The sequence below is a fragment of the Streptomyces sp. NPDC089915 genome (genome assembly GCF_040684675.1).
Lineage (GTDB): Bacteria > Actinomycetota > Actinomycetes > Streptomycetales > Streptomycetaceae > Streptomyces.
On the sequence record NZ_JBFBGN010000034.1, the window covers coordinates 18,556 to 34,589 of the forward strand.

Sequence of the window (16,034 nt, forward strand, 5' to 3'; positions counted from 1 at the left end):
CGCGAGCCCCCGCCGGACCGGTTCCGGCGGGGGCTCGCGCGTACGCGGCGGGGCCCCGGGGCCTCAGGCGGTGGCCGAGCGGTACTTGCGGACCGCGAGGGTGCGGAAGACCACGATGATCAGCAGCGACCACAGGACCGACGCGAGGACCGGGTGCTGCATGGGCCAGGCCGCCGGCACCGGGTAGCCCTCGGGGAGGTTGCCGAAGAGCTCGCGGGCCGCCTGGACGGTCGCGCTGAAGGGGTTCCACTCCGCGATGTGCCGCAGGAACGCCGGCATGTTCTCGGAGGGGACGAAGGCGTTCGAGATGAACGTCAGCGGGAAGAGCCAGATCAGCCCGCCCGAGGTGGCCGCCTCCGGGGTGCGCACCGAGAGGCCGATCAGGGCGCCGATCCAGGAGAAGGCGTAGCCGAGCAGGAGCAGCAGGGCGAAGCCGGCGAGGACCTTCCCGATGTTCTCGTGGGTGCGCCAGCCGACGATCAGCGCCACGACCGCCAGGACGACCACGGTCAGCGCGGTCTGGACGAGGTCGGCGAGGGTGCGGCCGGTGAGGACCGCGCCGCGGGCCATGGGCAGGGAGCGGAACCGGTCGATCAGGCCCTTGTGCATGTCGTCCGCGATGCCGGCGCCCGCGCCGGCGGTGGCGAAGGTGACGGTCTGGGCGAAGATGCCGGCCATGAGGAACTCGCGGTAGGCGGCCGGCGAGGTGCTGCCGCCGACGGCGATCGAGCCGCCGAAGACGTAGCTGAACAGCACGACGAACATGACCGGCTGGACGACCCCGAACACGATGACCTCGGGGATCCTCGACATCCTGATCAGGTTCCGGCGGGCGATGACCAGGGAGTCGCGGACGCCCTGGACGATGCCGCCGCGCGGGCGCGGGGCCGCGAGCTCCGTTCCGGAGAAGGTGGTGGTCACTTGGCCGCCCTCCTGCCGCCCCCGGCGGGTGCGGTTCCGCCGTTGCCGCCGTCGTTGCCGTTGCCGTTGCCGTTGCCGTTGCCGTCGGTCAGTTCGGCCGCGTGGCCGGTGAGGGAGATGAACACGTCGTCGAGGGTGGGGCGGCGCAGGCCGATGTCGTCGATCTCGATGCCCCGCAGGTCCAGTTCGCGGATGACCTCGGCGAGCAGCTTGGCACCGCCCTGCACGGGGACGGTGAGCTTGCGGGTGTGCTCCTCGACGGTGGTCTCGCCCCGGCCGAAGCCGGTGAGGACCTCGCGGGCGGTGGTGATGTGCTCGCGGGCGTGGACGACGACCTCGACGCGTTCGCCGCCGGTCTGGGCCTTGAGCTGGTCGGAGGTGCCGCGGGCGATGACCCTGCCGTGGTCGACGACGCAGATGTCGTGGGCGAGGCGGTCGGCCTCCTCCAGGTACTGGGTGGTCAGCAGGAGGGTGGTGCCCCCGGCGACGAGTTCCTCGATGACGTCCCACAGGGCCTGGCGGTTGCGCGGGTCGAGGCCGGTGGTGGGCTCGTCCATGAACATCACCGGCGGGCGGACGACGAGGGCGGCGGCCAGGTCGAGGCGTCTGCGCATGCCGCCGGAGTAGGTCTTGGCGGTGCGGTCGGCGGCCTCGGCGAGGTTGAAGCGCTCCAGGAGCTCGACGGCCCGGGCCTTCGCCGCCCGGCCGGTCATCTGGTAGAGCTGGCCGACCATCTGAAGGTTCTCGCGGCCGGTGAGGTACTCGTCGACGGCGGCGAACTGGCCGGAGAGGCCTATGGAGCGGCGGACCTCGTTGGGGTGCTTGAGGACGTCGATCCCGGCGACGACGGCCCGGCCGCTGTCGGGCTGGAGGAGGGTGGTCAGGACGCGCACGGTCGTGGTCTTGCCCGCGCCGTTCGGGCCGAGCAGGCCCAGCACGGTTCCCTCGGGGACGTCGAGGTCCACGCCGTCCAGTGCCCGTACGTCGCCGAAGGTCTTGACCAGGGCTTCGGCGTATATGGCGCCCGGCATACGGATTCTCCCAGCGATCGGTCAGTCGAATCGGGGCATTACCAATCAATCCAGTCAAATCCTAGGTGTGCCGGGCGGCACCCGCCCGGCGCGACCCCTCAGCCCGTCACCCGGTACCCCGCGCCGTGCAGGGTGCGGGCCACCTCCTTGCAGTGCTCGGGCCCCTTGGTCTCCAGGTGCAGCTCCACCTCCACCTCCGTGAGCCCCAGGCGCGGGTCGGTCCGTACGTGGCTGACGTCCAGCACGTTCGCGTCCACCGTCGACAGCACGCCCAGCAGCCCCGCCAGGGCCCCGGGCGCGTCCGCCACCCGCAGCCGCAGGGACAGGTAGCGGCCGGCCGCGGCCATGCCGTGCCGCAGGATCCGCTGGAGCAGCAGCGGGTCCACGTTCCCGCCGGACAGGACGGCCACCACGGGCCCGCCCGCGTACCGCTCGGGCTCGCTCAGCAGCGCCGCCACCGTGGCGCAGCCGGCCGGCTCGACGACCAGCTTGGCCCGCTCCAGGCACAGCAGCAGGGCGCTGGACAGGGCGTCCTCGGACACCGTCCGCACGTCGTCCAGCAGTTCGCCGATGATCGCGAACGGGACGTCGCCGGGCCGGCCCACCTTGATGCCGTCGGCCATCGTGACCGGCCGGTCGACGGACACCGGGTGGCCGACCTGGAGGGAGGGCGGGTACGCGGCCGCGCCCGCCGCCTGCACGCCGATCACCTTCACGTCCGGGCGCAGCGCCTTGACCGCCACCGCGATGCCCGCCGCCAGCCCGCCGCCGCCGACCCCGACGAGGATCGTGCGCACCTCGGGGCACTGCTCCAGGATCTCCAGGCCGACGGTGCCCTGGCCGGCGATGATGTCGCGGTGGTCGAAGGGGTGGATGAACACCGCCCCCGTCCGGTCCGCGTGCTCCTGGGCGGCGGCCAGGGTCTCGTCGACGACCTGCCCCTCCAGCCGCACCTCGGCCCCGTACTCCTGGGTCGCGGCCACCTTGGGCAGCGGCGCGCCGACGGGCATGAACACGGTGGAGCGGACCCCGAGCAGGGAGGAGGCGAGCGCCACGCCCTGGGCGTGGTTGCCGGCGCTCGCGGCGACGACCCCGGCCGCGCGCTGTTCGGGGCGCAGGCCCGCGATGCGCACGTACGCGCCGCGCAGCTTGAAGGAGCCGGTGCGCTGGAGGTTCTCGCACTTGAGGTGGACCGGGGCGCCCACGAGGGACGTCAGGTACCGGCTGCCCTCCATCGCGGTCACCCGGGACACCCCGGACAGCATCTTCTGAGCCCCCCGGACGTCGTCGAGGATGACCTGCGGGACGGGCTGCACGCGGTAGTTCATGCGGCCAGTCTCGCAGCCCGCGGGGGCCGCGGCTCAGGGATGGACCGGGGGTCCGCGCGCTCTCCAACGGACTCCGGGCGGGGGGCGAGATCTCGCCATGCGGAACGCTCCGGGGGCGGTCGCGCCGACGGGGCGTATCAGTTGTCAAACGCGGCGTACGAGCCGCCGCAGGGCCGCGTACTCTGTCCCCCATCCTTGTCGGCCCCACGCGAAGAGAGCCACGGCCATGCCCTCCATCCCGGCCAGTTCCGACCTGCCCACGGCGGCCGAAGCGCCCGCCGGATCCGGACTCCTCGACACGCTCCAGCACGAGGTGGCCGTCTTCGCCCGCCGGGCCGAGCAGACCCGCCTCGGCGGGGTCGGCCAGGCCCGCAACTCCATGGACCGCGCCGCCTACCTGCTGCTGAACCGCCTCGACCTCGAAGGCCCGATGGGCGTCAAGGCGCTCGCCGGCGGCATGGGCATCGACTCCTCCACTGTGACCCGGCAGGTGGCCCCGCTGGTCGACGGCGGTCTGGTCAAGCGCACCTCGCACCCCGAGGACGGCCGGGCCGTGGTCCTCGCGCTGTCCCCGCGCGGGCTGGCGCGGCTGGAGGAGGTCCGCTCCTCGCGGCGCGAGCTGATGGCCCGGGTGACCGAGGGCTGGGCGGAGGAGGAGCGCGAGGTGTTCACGGCGCTGCTGACCCGCTTCAACGGTTCGCTGTCGGAGCTGATGGCCGCCGCCTCCGAGGGCGGCCCCGCCTCCTGACCCGGCCCCGGATCCCGCCGCGTCCGACCCCTTGACCGGGGTGGTGCAGCAGGCCGCACCATGTGTGCTGTGGACCGGCGGGCTGGGCGGGACCCGGAGTTCGAGGCCTTCGTCGCGGGCGCGGCGGGGCGGCTCCTGCACGTCGCGGTGCTGCTGACGGCCGAGCACCCGGCGTCGGCGTACGCCGCGCACCGGCTCCTCGCCGGCGCGCTGGCCCGTACGTACGCGCACTGGGAGCGGCTGCGCGGGGACGACCCGTACGACCACACCCGCCAGGAGGTCTGCGCCGCGTACGCGCGCACCGCGCGGCGGCTGCCCGCCGGGACGGGGATCCTGGCGCCGCTGAGCCCGGCGCAGCGGCTGGTGCTGGTGATGCGGGTCTACGAGGGCGTCGCCGAGGAGGTCACGGCCGCACAGCTGGGGCTGGCGCCGGAGCGGGTCGAGGCCCTGCGCAACCGGGCGGTGGCCGCCCTGCGCGAGGCGGTGCGTCCGGCGGCGGAGGCGGGGGCCGCATGAGCCCGTACGACCGTAAGGAAGCCCAGGTCAGACAGTTGCTGGAGGGGCCGCACCCGGCGGTGCCGGCCGGTCTCGCGGCGGCGGCCGCGGCCCGTGGCCGGCGGCTGCTGCGCCGGCGCCGCGCCCTGCGCCGGTTCGGGTGGGCGGTGCTGTGGGCGGCAGCGGCCGCCTTCACGGTGTGGGCGGCGCTGAGGCACCCGTGGGCGACGCCGCCCAGTCACCTCTCGCCGCCCCTGGAGGGCTGGTAGCCGTTCCAGGGGCGGCGGGGACCGCCAGGCGGTCTCTTCAGGATCCTGCCTAGCCCAGGGCCTGGGTGAGGTCCGCGATGAGGTCGTCGGCGTTCTCGATGCCGACGGACAGGCGGATCAGGTCCGCCGGGACCTCCAGGGCCGAGCCGGCCACCGAGGCGTGGGTCATGCGGCCCGGGTGCTCGATGAGGGACTCGACGCCGCCGAGGGACTCGGCCAGCGTGAAGATCCGGGTGCGGCCGCAGACCGCGACGGCCTCCTCCTCGCCGCCGGCGACCTGGAAGGAGATCATGCCGCCGAAGTTGCGCATCTGCTTGGCGGCGACCTCGTGGCCCGGGTGCTCGGGCAGGCCCGGGTAGAGGACCTTGGTGACCTTCGGGTGGCGCTGGAGCACCTCGACGATCTTCTCGGCGTTCTCCGCGTGCCGGTCCATGCGCACCGCGAGGGTCTTGATGCCGCGCAGCACGACCCAGGAGTCGAACGGTCCGGCGACCGCGCCCATGGCGTTCTGGTGGTAGGCGAGCTCCTCGCCGAGGGCCTCGTCGGCGGTGACCAGGGCGCCGCCGACGACGTCGGAGTGGCCGCCCATGTACTTGGTCAGCGAGTGCACGACCACGTCGGCGCCGAGCGCGAGGGGCTGCTGGAGGTAGGGCGAGGCGAACGTGTTGTCGACGACGAGCCTGGCGCCGGCCGTGCGGGCGATGTCCGCGACCACCGCGATGTCGGTGATGCCCAGCAGCGGGTTCGAGGGGGTCTCGACCCAGATCAGCTTGGTCTTCGGGGTGAGGGCGGCGCGCACGGAGGCGGCGTCGGAGGTGTCGGCGACCGACCACTCCACGCCCCAGCGGGAGACGACCTTCGCGAAGAGGCGGAAGGTGCCGCCGTAGGCGTCGTTGGGGATGACCACGTGGTCGCCCGGGGAGAGCAGCGTGCGCAGCAGGCAGTCCTCGGCGGCGAGCCCGGACGCGAAGGCGAGGCCGCGCCGGCCGCCTTCGAGCGCGGCGAGGTTCTCCTCCAGCGCGGTGCGGGTGGGGTTGCCGCTGCGGCTGTACTCGTAGCCGCCGCGCAGCCCGCCGACGCCGTCCTGCTTGTAGGTGGACACCTGGTAGATCGGGGGGACGACCGCACCGGTCTGCGGGTCCGCCGTGTTGCCCGCGTGGATCGCGCGGGTCTCGAAGCTCTGGTGCTCGTGGCTGTCGTCGCTCATGGGCAGATGCTATGCCCCGCGCGCGGATCGTTCCTCCCCTGCCCTGACGCGCCGTCGACCCGGCGCTGACCGGGCGCTGACCTGGCCGGCGAGGGGACGGGGCCGGGTACGCATTCGCGTTCGGCCCGCCGGGTCTGGTTCGCTGGGAGGCATGCAGATGATGTGGGTCCTGATGATGCTGGTGCTGGCCGGCCTCATGATCTATCGGTTCGTACGGGTCCGGCGCGGCGGCGGCCTGCGCATGGTCTCGCCCGGCAGTCCCGACGCCGCCGACCCCGCGGACTACGGGTTCGCACGGCAGGAGGAGCTGGACGTCCGGGTGCCCGGACCCGACCGGGACCTGATGGACGCTCTGGGCAACGTCCAGCGCACCGGCGGCTGGCAGGCCGCCTCCGCCCTGCTCGCCGGCACCCCGAAGGACGGGGAGCGGCGCTGGCAGCGGGTGCAGGCCTTCGGCGGGGCGGCCGCGCTGGACCTCGTCCAGCGTCCCGGGGCGGGTGCGCCGTGGCTGAAGGCCTGGCGGCTGGAGGCGGAGAAGGACGCGGGCGGCGCGCAGGTGCACGCCGAGCTGCTGGTGCAGCAGGCGTGGCGGTCCTCGGGCGGAGTGGGCTCGCAGGACCACCGGATCATGCTGGAGGAGGCGCGCGAGGCCTGCCGCAGGGCTTCGCTGCTGGCGCCCGGCGACCCGGTGCCGTTCATCACGGAGCTGGCGGTCGCGCGCGGGCTCGGCTACACGGAGGCGGAGTTCGACGCCCTGTGGGCCAAGGTCATCGACGTGGCGCCCGGACACATGGGGGCGCACCTGGCGGCCCTGCACTACTGGTGCGGGAAGTGGCACGGCTCCCGGGAGCAGGCGGCCGCCTTCGCGGAGGCCGCCGCGGCCCGCGCCCCGCACGGGTCGCTGCTGGCGGCGCTGCCGCTGTTCTCCGTGTACGAGAACCTGCCCGACCAGGTCATGGTCAGCGACTTCGGCCGGACCGCGGTCGTCTCCCGGGCGGTCGAGGGCGCCCTGTTCGCGGTGCAGCAGGCCTGGGCGGACGATCCGATGCTGGCGCACGTACGGCACCTGCTGCTGTGGTTCCTGGTGCGGACGGAGCGCTGGGCGGAGGCGATGGAGCAGGTACGGCACGTGGACGGCTACGTGGGCGCGCTGCCGTGGTCGGCGACCGAGGACCCGGCCGCGCAGTACGCCGTGTACCGGGCGCTGGCGGTGGCCGGCTACGAGGCCAACGGCGGCTCCCCGGCGACGCTGCCGCACTGACCTGCGACGGAAGCGGGGGGTACCCACGGGTACCCCCCGCTTCTCGTTGTCCGACCCGGGACGTAAGGTGCGCGTAAACATCGCACCAAGTGCGCGTCAAAACCGCACCATCCCGTGGGGGGATCCCGTCCATATGGGCGCTTCGCTGCGCGCTCTGCGCGCCCTCGTCCTGCTCGCAGGCTTCTACCTGCTCGGCCTCATCCTGCTCGCCGTCCTCGGACTCGCCGACTGGGCCGCCGCCGCCTGGCTGAACGGCGCACTCGCCGGCAAGATCGTCATCGGCACCCTCGTCCTCGCCGTCCCGATCGTGCGCGGCATGTTCATGCTCCGCACCCCCAAGGCGGACCCGCTGCCCGGCGTCCGCGTCGCCGAGGCGCAGGAGCCCGCCCTGTGGGCGGCCGTCCGCGAGATCGCCGAGCAGGTCGGCACCCGCGCCCCGGACGAGATCCTGCTGATCGACGAGGTCAACGCCGCCGTCTCCGAGGACGCGAGGCTCCTCGGCCTGCGCTCCGGCACCCGCCGCCTCTACCTCGGCCTGCCCCTGATGACCGGCCTGGACGAGATGCAGCTGCGCGCCGTCCTGGCCCACGAGATGGGCCACTACGCCAACCTCGACACCCGCCTCACCCCGCTCATCGCCCGCGGCCGCGCCCAGCTGATGCGCACCATCGGCCACTTCCACGACCGCGCGGACAACACCGAGGCCAAGGAGCGCGCCAAGCAGGAGAAGCGCGCCGAGAAGCGGATCGCCAAGGGCAAGAAGGCCAAGGAGATCGACACCGACGGCGCGGGCATCTCGTACCGCGCCATGGCGAAGATCTACACCGGGTACGCCCACTTCTACATGCGCGCCACCCTCTCCTCCTCGCGCCGCCAGGAACTCGCCGCCGACCTCGCCTCGGTCCGCGTCGCCGGCCGCGACTCCGCCGCCTCCGCGCTGCGCGAGCTGAACGCCCTCGACTCGGCGCACGGCTTCTACATGCGCTCGTACGCCACCCTCGGCGTCGGCGCCGGCCTGCTGCCGGGCCCCGGCCAGGTCTTCGGCGGGCTGCGCCACCTCCTCGACGCCCGGTCCGCCGAGCTGGAGGAGATGCGCCGCGAGCTGTCCACCGAGCCCGCCTCCCCGTACGACTCCCACCCGGCCCTCGCCGAGCGCGTGGCCCGCATCGAGGCCCTGCCCGACGACGGCCGCACCGGCCAGGCGGCCCGCCCGTCCCTGGAGCTGCTCTCCTCCCCGCAGGAGGCGCTGGCCGCGCTGGAGCAGGCCGTCCTCACCCCCGAGGCCCTCGCGCTCACCCGCGTGGACTGGGACGAGCTCGTCCACCGGTCGATGACCACCTACGTCGGCCGGGGCGCCGAGGAGGTCCGCGAGGCCCTCACCGCCGAGGGCGCCGGCCCCGGCCTGGACGCCCTGCTCGACGCCATCGACGCCGACCCGGCGGTGCGCTGGCGGATCGCCGAGCGGTTCCCCAGGTCCGACGAGGCCCGGGCCGCGACCGGCCGCACCGCCCGCGAGTTCGCCCGCCCGGTCGTCCGGCGCGCCCTCGAACGGCTGGTCACCGTCGAACTGCTCGCCCGCGGCGCCGCCCGCTGGGAGCTGTCCTGGTCGGACTCGGCCGCCCTGTCCTACCCCGTTCCCGGTTTCGAGGACGAGCTCGGCCCCGCCCTGGACGCGGCCGTCGCCGACCTGCCCGACACCGGACTCCTGCGGAAGCTGGTGCTCGCCCCGTGACCGTCGTACTCGCCGTCATCGGCGTCCTGCTGCTGGCCGTCGTCTGCTGGGTGCTGCGCGGGGTGTTTCTCATCCGCAAGGCCAAACGGCTCGAAGCCGAGATCGGCGTCCTGGACGCCCGGGCCGAGGCCGGCCGCGCCGACGAGAGCGCCCGCAAGGCGGCCGCGGCCGCCGCGCAGGGCTTCGTCGCGGAGGACCGCCTCGACACCGACCACCCGGCGCCGGTCCCGGCCGGGCGCCTCGCCGTCCTCGAAGCCGCCCGCTCCGGCGACTGGGAGGCCGCCGCGGCCTACGCCGAGGCCGCCGGCGAGGACTGGCAGGAGCGGCTGGAGCGGGTGCGCGCCCTGGCCGAGGCCGCCGCGGAGGACGACGCCTGGCTGCTGGCCTGGCGCGCGGCCCGGCCCGCGGACCCCACCGCGGCGCTGGTCAACGCCGACACCAGCGTCATGGTGGCCTGGAACGTGCGCGGCAGCCAGTCCGGCGCCGGCACCACGCAGGAGCAGTTCCGCCTCTTCCGCGAGCTGCTCACCAGGGCGCGGAACGACGCGCACGAGGCCCAGCGGCTGGCCGGTCCCGCGGACCCCTCCCCGTACGTGGTCGAGCAGGCCATCGCCATGGGCCTGGGCTACTCGCACGAGGAGTACCGGGAGCTGTGGGAGCGGATCACCGGACGCGCCCCGCGCGTGCTGTGGTCGCACGTCGCGGGCCTGCAGTACTGGTGCGCGAAGTGGCGGGGCTCGCACGAGCTGGCCATGGAGTACGCCCGCGCGTCGGCGGCCGCCGGCAAGCCGGGCGACCTGCTGACCCTGCTCCCGCTCCTGGCCTACTTCGAGCAGGAGGAGTGGGAGGACGACCTCCTGCCGGAGACGTACTACAAGGAGCCGGAGATCGTCGCCGCCGTGGACGCGGCCCTCGCGGACCTGGCCGCCGCCGGCGACGCGCACCCCGGCACCCCGCGGATGCGGCACATGCTGGCCTACCTGCTGTTCTGGCAGGACCGTGACGCGGAGGCGGTCGAGCAGTTCCGGCACGTCGACGGGTACATCGGCGCCGTGCCGTGGACGTACGCCGGGGAGCCGAAGCGGCGCTACCTGTACGCCCGTGACTGGGCGGTGGACGTGACGTCACCGGACGCGTGACCGCCGGGGCGGGCGGGGCTTCCCGGGGGAGGGCGGGGATCCGCCCCCGGGAATCCCCGCCCTTCCCCGGCCGTTGTCCCTCCCACAAGGAGGGAATTCCATGTTCTCGTACCGCCGCACGCCCGAGCTGCCCACCCGCGAGGAGGCCCTGAGGGGCCGCGCCGAAGCGCAGTTCTCCCTGCCCGAACGCCACACGGTCCTCGGCAACCCGCTGGCCGGCCCCTACCCGGAGGGCCTGGAGGTCGCCGACTTCGGCCTGGGCTGCTTCTGGGGCGCGGAGCGCAAGTTCTGGCAGACCCCCGGGGTGTGGACCACCCTGGCCGGCTACCAGGGCGGCTACACGGAGAACCCGTCGTACGACGAGGTCTGCTCGGGCCAGACCGGCCACACGGAGGTCGTCCGCGTGGTCTTCGACCCCGCCGTCGTCTCCTACGAGACCCTGCTGAAGCTCTTCTGGGAGTCCCACGACCCCACCCAGGGCTTCCGCCAGGGCAACGACGTGGGCACCCAGTACCGCTCGGCGGTCTACACCCACTCCCCCGCCCACCAGAAGACCGCCGAGGCCTCCCGCGACGCCTACCAGCGCGTCCTGACGTCCTCGGGCTACGGCACGATCACCACGGCCGTCCTCCCGGCGCAGCCCCGCCCCTTCTGGCCGGCGGAGCCGTACCACCAGCAGTACCTCGACAAGAACCCCGGCGGCTACTGCGGCATCGGCGGCACGGGCGTCTCCTGCCCGATCGGCGTGGCCCCGGCACCGGGGGCGTAGCCCGCCCGGGCTTGACCTTGTCACCGGCGGCAGGGTTGTTCGCTGTCGCCATGGACATCGACAAGAGCAGCAGCGGTCCGCGCGTCGTCCTCGTCACGGGCGCCGGGACCGGGATCGGGCGGGCCGTCGCGCGGGGGTTCGCCGCCGGCGGGGATCTGGTGGTCGCCGTCGGGCGGCGGGAGGGGCCGCTGGCGGAGACGGCCGACGGGGTTCCGGGGATCCGGGTGCTGGCCGGGGACGTCACCGGCGCCGGGGAGCCCGAGCGGATCGTCCGTGAGGTGCTCCGGGCGTACGGGCGGCTCGACGTGCTCGTCAACAACGCCGGGATCGTGCGCGCCGGCGCCCTCGGCGCGGTGGCCGCCGGCGACGTCGCGCGGCAGCTGGAGGTCAACCTCGTGGCGCCGGTCCTGCTCACCCAGGCCGCGCTGCCCGCGCTCACGGCGTCCGGGGCGGGGGTCGTCGTCAACGTGAGCACGGCCGTGGGGCTGCGGGCGTGGCCCGGGGCGTCCGTCTACGCCGCCACGAAGGCCGCCCTGGACACCCTCACCCGCAGCTGGGCCGTGGAACTCGCACCGCGCGGCGTCCGGGTCGTCGCCGTGGCGCCGGGCGCGGTGGACACGCCGATCGGCGAGCACCAGGGGCTGAGCCCCGAGCGGGCCGCCGGGGTACGGGCCTGGCAGGTGGCGCACACCCCGCTGGGGCGGATCGGGCGGCCCGAGGAGATCGCCTGGGCGGTGCGCCGGCTCGCGGACCCGGCCGCCTCCTTCCTCACCGGCGTCGTGGTCCCGGTCGACGGGGGCGCGTCGGTGGCCTGAGACCATGGCCGGATGCTGATAGGGGAACTGGCCGCGGCCACCTCCACGAGCGCCCGCGCCCTGCGCCACTACGAGGGCGCCGGGCTGCTCTCCTCCGAGCGGGCGCCGAACGGCTACCGGGTCTACGGAGCGGGTGCCGTCACCCGCGTCCGCAACATCCGGACCCTGCTCGACGCGGGGCTCACCCTGGACGACGTGCGCGTCTTCCTGTCATGCCTGGACGGCGACGTCGCCGCCGGGCCGCCCTCCCCCGAGGGGCTGGCGGTGGCCCGGCGGCGGCTCGCCGTCCTGGAGGCCCGCATCGCCGCGCAGACGGCCGCGCGCGACCGGCTGCGCGGGGCGCTGGAGAAGGCCGACCCCGCCGCCGGTCAGATCGTCGAGGCGTCGATCACGAAGCGGTAGCGGACGTCGCTCGACAGGACGCGTTCGTACGCCTCGTTGATCCGGTCCGCGGCGATCACCTCGATCTCCGAGCCCAGCCCGTGCGCGGCGCAGAAGTCGAGCATCTCCTGGGTCTCGGCGATGCCGCCGATCATCGAGCCCGCCAGGGTCTTGTTGCCGCCGATGACCGAGAACAGGTTCAGCTCCACCGGCTCCTCCGGGGCGCCGACGTTCACCAGCGCGCCGCCGACCCGCAGCAGGGACAGGTAGCGGTCGAGGCCGAGCGGGGCCGAGACGGTCGACACGATCAGGTCGAAGCGGCCCCGCAGCTCCTGGAACGTGGCCTCGTCGGCGGTCGCGTGGTAGTGGTCGGCGCCCAGCCGCAGGCCGTCGTCCTTCTTGCGCAGGGACTGCGACAGGACGGTCACCTCCGCGCCCAGCGCGTGCGCGATCTTCACGCCCATGTGCCCGAGGCCGCCCAGCCCGACGACCGCGACCTTCTTGCCCGGGCCGGCGCCCCAGCGCTTCAGCGGGGAGTACAGGGTGATGCCGGCGCACAGCAGCGGCGCCGCGACGTCGAGGGCGAGGCCCTCGGGGATGCGGACGGCGTAGTTCTCGTCGACGACCAGGTGCGTGGAGTAGCCGCCGTACGTCGGCTCGCCATTCCGGTCGAGGGCGTTGTACGTGCCGGTCATCCCCTGCACGCAGTGCTGCTCCTGCCCGGCCAGGCAGTACTCGCACGCGCGGCAGCTGTCGACCATGCAGCCGACGCCGACCCGGTCGCCGACGGCGAACCGCGTGACGCCCGCACCGGCCTCGGTGACCACGCCCGCGATCTCGTGGCCCGGGACCATGGGGAAGATGCCCTCGCCCCAGCCGTCGCGGGCCTGGTGGATGTCGGAGTGGCAGATGCCGGCGTACTTGATCTCGATGAGGACGTCGTGCTCGCCGACCGGCCGGCGCGGCACGGTCGTGCGCTCCAGCGGGGCCTTGGGGGCGGGGGCGGCGTAGGCGGCTGCCTGGGTGACGGACATGGGTGCTCTCCTCGGACGAACGAGGACGCCGGCGGCCGGGAAGAGCCGGCCGGGGCGTCCGTAACGCGATGCCACCACCATGCCTCCGCCCGCCCGCGCCACCCAGCCCCCTGTTGAGGGTAGGACTGGCGGACCTACCCCTGAGGGGGTCAGGCTGAGCCCCGCGCCGGGCCGCGGCGGCGCGGATACTTGCGCTATGGACCAGCACCTCGACCAACGAGCCGAACTGGGCGACTTCCTGCGTGCCTGCCGCGCCCGGCTGCGCCCCGAGGACGTGGGCCTGCCCGACTACGGGCGCCGCCGGGTCCCGGGGCTGCGCCGGGAGGAGCTGGCACAGCTGGCCGGGGTGTCGGTGGCGTACTACACGCGCCTGGAGCAGGGCCACGGCCACAACGTGTCGGCGGAGGTCCTGGACGCCGTCGCGCGGGCGCTGCGGCTGGGCGACACGGAGGCGGCGCACCTGAACCACCTGGCGAGCCCCCGCACCCGCGGCCGCGGCCGCTCCCGGCGCCCCCAGCAGGTCCGCCCGGAGCTGCGCACGCTGCTGGACGCCATGGAGGGCGTACCGGCGTACCTGGTCGGGCGGCGCCAGGACGTGATCGGCTGGAACCGGCTGGCGGCGGCCGTCTTCGGTGACTTCGGCGCGCACCCGGCGGCGGAGCGGAACCTGGTCCGGCTGGTGTTCCTGGACCCGGCGACGGCGGAGCTGTACGCGGACTGGGAGTGCCGGGCCTGCGAGGTGGTCAGCAACCTGCGGCTCTACGCCGGCCAGCACCCCGACGACGAGCAGCTGACGGCGCTGGTCGGGGAGCTGTCGGTGAAGAACGAGGAGTTCCGCCGGCTGTGGGCGGCACACACGGTGGCCGACAAGACGCACGGGGTGAAGCGGCTGCGGCACCCGCTGGTCGGCGAGCTGGAGCTGGCCTTCGAGACGCTGACCCTGCCGGACGACCCGGCGCAGTTCCTCGTCACCTTCCACCCGGAGCCGGGCTCCCCGTCGGCGGACGCCCTGCGCCTGCTGTCCTCGTGGACGGCGCCGCCGGCGGCTCCGCCGTCCGCCCCGGCGCCGGCGCCGGCGCCGGCGGAGGAGCGCGCCTGAGAACGCCGAACGGCGGGAAGTCCCCGGGGACTTCCCGCCGTTCGGCGTTCAGGCGTCACATCGGACGCACGTCACGTCGGGCGCACGTCAGGCGGACGGACCGGCCTTCCACTCCGCCCAGCTCATGTTCCAGCCGTTCAGGCCGTTGTCCGGCTTGATGGTCTTGTCCGGGGAGTTCACCACGGTGACCACGTCGCCGATGAGCGAGTTCTCGAAGAACCACGAACCGGCGGTGTCCGGGTCGTTGGCGCCCTTGGCGTCGTTCAGGCCGACACAGCCGTGGCTGGTGTTCACGCTGCCGAAGATCGAGTCGGCACCCCAGTAGTTGCCGTGGATGAACGTGCCCGACGTGGACAGCCGCATCGCGTGCGGGACGTCCTTGATGTCGTACTCGCCCTTGCCCTCGCTGTTCTTGAAGCCCACGGTGGAACCGTCCATCCGGGTCTCCTTGAACTTCTCGGAGATCACCATCTGACCGTTGTAGGTCGGGTTCTCCGGGGAGCCCGCCGAGATCGGGATGGTCTTGAGGACCTGCCCGTCGCGGGTGACCGTCATCTTCTTGGTCTTCGTGTCGACCGTGGAGACCTGGCTCCGGCCGATCTTGAAGGTGACGGTCTTGTTCTGCACGCCCATGACGCCGGGGGCGCCCTGGACGCCCTGGAGCGCCAGCTTCAGGGTCACCGTGGAGTTGGCCTGCCAGTACTGCTCCGGACGGAAGTCCAGGCGCTGGTTGCCGAACCAGTGGCCGACGACCTCCTGGCCGCTGCTGGAGGTGACCGTGATGCCCGCCTGGACGGCCTTCATGTCCTTGATGGGCTTGTTGAAGTTGATCGAGACCGGCATGCCCACGCCGACGGTCTGGCCCTCTTCCGGCGTGTAGTCGCCGATGAAGCTGTTCTCGGGCGACAGCGTGGTGAAGGAGGAGTTCTCGTGCGCCTCGCGCCCGGAATCGTCCTTCGCGGTCGCCGCGAGCGCGTACTTCGTGGAGCGCTTCAGGGCCGCGTCCGGCTTCCAGCTCTTGCCGTCGGCCGCGATCTTGCCCGCCACCGCGGCGCCGTCCGAGCTCTTCAACTCGACCTTGGTGAGCGTACCGTCGCTGACGGTGACGTTCGTCCCGTCGTTCGTCGGTATGTTGCTGGAACCGTCCTTCGGCGTGATCGCTATCTTCGCCTTGGAAGCGTCCTTCGCCGCCGCCGCGTCGACATCGGCCTGCGACTTGCCCGTGTCCCCGCCCTGAGACTTGTCGGCACCCCCGTCATTGCAGGCCGAAAGCATCAGTACGCCACCGAGCACGGCGGACACGGCCACCAGGGACCGTCGCCGCCGCTTGCTGTACGTCCTCACACGTCACTCCATCGTTGCCGGAAACCCCGAGGCTGCATTCCCGGGATCGGGCCGGGCAGGGGGCATCAACCCCCTGCACGTCCTGACAACGCGTTAACGACGCGGTTCGGTTCCACACTCCGTTCGAATGTGTGCAACCCCACGGTCAGGCGTTGTCGGCCTCTCCTTCGAAGACCCCATCTTCCTCGTCCAGGTCCCACTCCAGGGACTCGGGGTCGTATTCGACGGGTTCGCTGCTCCAGGAGGCCTGCGCCAGCTCCACGCCGGCGAGCTCCGCGACCAGGTCAGTGGGGTCGACGAGGTAGGCGAGGGCCTCCGACTCGTCTTCCCGCACGGCCGACTCGGCGTGCCCGCGCTCCTCGTCCGGCATGAACTCGTCGGCCTTGATGTGGGCGAGGGCGGCGCCGATGAGGGCGTCGGAATCCGACACCTCAAGCACCAAATCCACCCGAAGCCGGACG

General features: G+C 73.5%; 17 protein-coding genes. 10 read left to right on the plus strand and 7 right to left on the minus strand.

Annotation, left to right across the window (positions count from 1 at the left end; all coding sequences use genetic code 11):
* Nucleotides 1-63: 63 nt before the first annotated feature.
* The 3 genes from AB0O29_RS13480 to ilvA form a co-directional block, all read right to left on the minus strand.
* A complete protein-coding gene (locus tag AB0O29_RS13480; protein ID WP_365150784.1) occupies nucleotides 64-921 on the minus strand; it encodes an ABC transporter permease in 858 nt (285 codons plus the stop codon).
* Nucleotides 918-1,952: an ATP-binding cassette domain-containing protein gene (locus tag AB0O29_RS13485; RefSeq protein ID WP_365150787.1), complete on the minus strand. Its 1,035-nt coding sequence runs from the start codon at nucleotides 1,950-1,952 to the stop codon at nucleotides 918-920. The genes AB0O29_RS13480 and AB0O29_RS13485 overlap by 4 nt, the downstream gene beginning before the upstream one ends.
* A 98-nt stretch (nucleotides 1,953-2,050) precedes the next feature.
* Nucleotides 2,051-3,280 carry a threonine ammonia-lyase gene (gene ilvA, locus AB0O29_RS13490; RefSeq protein ID WP_365150790.1) on the minus strand — a complete coding sequence of 410 codons (1,230 nt, stop codon included), beginning with the start codon at nucleotides 3,278-3,280 and terminating at the stop codon, nucleotides 2,051-2,053.
* Between the two features lie 226 nt (nucleotides 3,281-3,506).
* On the opposite strand from ilvA, the gene AB0O29_RS13495 reads away from it, so the two are divergent.
* Genes AB0O29_RS13495 through AB0O29_RS13505 form a run of 3 tightly spaced genes read left to right on the plus strand, consistent with a single transcriptional unit; the run spans nucleotide 3,507 to nucleotide 4,792 of the window.
* The gene (locus AB0O29_RS13495; RefSeq protein WP_365150793.1) at nucleotides 3,507-4,028 is read left to right on the plus strand and encodes a MarR family transcriptional regulator; all 522 of its coding nucleotides are present in this window, start codon (nucleotides 3,507-3,509) and stop codon (nucleotides 4,026-4,028) included.
* A 60-nt stretch (nucleotides 4,029-4,088) separates the two neighbouring features.
* The gene (locus AB0O29_RS13500) at nucleotides 4,089-4,544 is read left to right on the plus strand and encodes a sigma factor-like helix-turn-helix DNA-binding protein (protein ID WP_365150796.1); all 456 of its coding nucleotides are present in this window, start codon (nucleotides 4,089-4,091) and stop codon (nucleotides 4,542-4,544) included.
* Nucleotides 4,541-4,792, plus strand: coding sequence for a hypothetical protein (locus tag AB0O29_RS13505; protein WP_365150799.1), 252 nt, complete (start codon nucleotides 4,541-4,543; stop codon nucleotides 4,790-4,792). Before AB0O29_RS13500 ends, AB0O29_RS13505 begins: the two co-directional genes overlap by 4 nt.
* A gap of 49 nt (nucleotides 4,793-4,841) precedes the next feature.
* Here the strand turns inward: AB0O29_RS13505 and AB0O29_RS13510 are convergent, their stop codons facing one another.
* Nucleotides 4,842-5,999 carry a cystathionine gamma-synthase gene (locus AB0O29_RS13510; protein ID WP_365150802.1) on the minus strand — a complete coding sequence of 386 codons (1,158 nt, stop codon included), beginning with the start codon at nucleotides 5,997-5,999 and terminating at the stop codon, nucleotides 4,842-4,844.
* Between the two features lie 151 nt (nucleotides 6,000-6,150).
* Between AB0O29_RS13510 and AB0O29_RS13515 the strand changes: the two genes are divergently transcribed.
* From AB0O29_RS13515 to AB0O29_RS13540, 6 genes are all read left to right on the plus strand, one after another.
* Complete coding sequence (locus AB0O29_RS13515) at nucleotides 6,151-7,260, plus strand: hypothetical protein (protein ID WP_365150805.1); 1,110 nt, start codon at nucleotides 6,151-6,153, stop codon at nucleotides 7,258-7,260.
* A gap of 133 nt (nucleotides 7,261-7,393) precedes the next feature.
* Nucleotides 7,394-8,992 (plus strand): M48 family metalloprotease, encoded by a 1,599-nt coding sequence (locus AB0O29_RS13520; protein WP_365150808.1) that lies wholly within the window; start codon nucleotides 7,394-7,396, stop codon nucleotides 8,990-8,992.
* Entirely contained in the window at nucleotides 8,989-10,131 is a 1,143-nt protein-coding gene (locus tag AB0O29_RS13525; protein ID WP_365150811.1) for a hypothetical protein, read from the plus strand. The genes AB0O29_RS13520 and AB0O29_RS13525 overlap by 4 nt, the downstream gene beginning before the upstream one ends.
* 100 nt (nucleotides 10,132-10,231) lie before the next feature.
* Entirely contained in the window at nucleotides 10,232-10,900 is a 669-nt protein-coding gene (msrA, locus tag AB0O29_RS13530; RefSeq protein ID WP_365150814.1) for a peptide-methionine (S)-S-oxide reductase MsrA, read from the plus strand.
* A 50-nt stretch (nucleotides 10,901-10,950) separates the two neighbouring features.
* The gene (locus AB0O29_RS13535) at nucleotides 10,951-11,715 is read left to right on the plus strand and encodes an SDR family oxidoreductase (protein WP_365150817.1); all 765 of its coding nucleotides are present in this window, start codon (nucleotides 10,951-10,953) and stop codon (nucleotides 11,713-11,715) included.
* A gap of 12 nt (nucleotides 11,716-11,727) precedes the next feature.
* On the plus strand, nucleotides 11,728-12,117 hold the full coding sequence (locus tag AB0O29_RS13540) for a MerR family transcriptional regulator (RefSeq protein WP_365150820.1): 390 nt from the start codon (nucleotides 11,728-11,730) through the stop codon (nucleotides 12,115-12,117).
* On the opposite strand, the gene AB0O29_RS13545 is transcribed toward AB0O29_RS13540, so the two are convergent.
* Nucleotides 12,084-13,130 (minus strand): NAD(P)-dependent alcohol dehydrogenase, encoded by a 1,047-nt coding sequence (locus AB0O29_RS13545; RefSeq protein WP_365150823.1) that lies wholly within the window; start codon nucleotides 13,128-13,130, stop codon nucleotides 12,084-12,086. The genes AB0O29_RS13540 and AB0O29_RS13545 overlap by 34 nt on opposite strands.
* Before the next feature lie 196 nt (nucleotides 13,131-13,326).
* On the opposite strand from AB0O29_RS13545, the gene AB0O29_RS13550 reads away from it, so the two are divergent.
* Complete coding sequence (locus tag AB0O29_RS13550; protein WP_365150826.1) at nucleotides 13,327-14,229, plus strand: helix-turn-helix transcriptional regulator; 903 nt, start codon at nucleotides 13,327-13,329, stop codon at nucleotides 14,227-14,229.
* An 87-nt stretch (nucleotides 14,230-14,316) separates the two neighbouring features.
* Here AB0O29_RS13550 and AB0O29_RS13555 read toward each other — a convergent pair whose 3' ends face one another.
* Nucleotides 14,317-15,573, minus strand: coding sequence for an Ig-like domain-containing protein (locus AB0O29_RS13555; RefSeq protein ID WP_365150829.1), 1,257 nt, complete (start codon nucleotides 15,571-15,573; stop codon nucleotides 14,317-14,319).
* Nucleotides 15,574-15,718: 145 nt separating this feature from the next.
* Nucleotides 15,719-16,003, minus strand: a complete 285-nt coding sequence (locus tag AB0O29_RS13560) for a hypothetical protein (RefSeq protein WP_365150832.1) — start codon at nucleotides 16,001-16,003, stop codon at nucleotides 15,719-15,721.
* Nucleotides 16,004-16,034 lie beyond the last annotated feature (31 nt).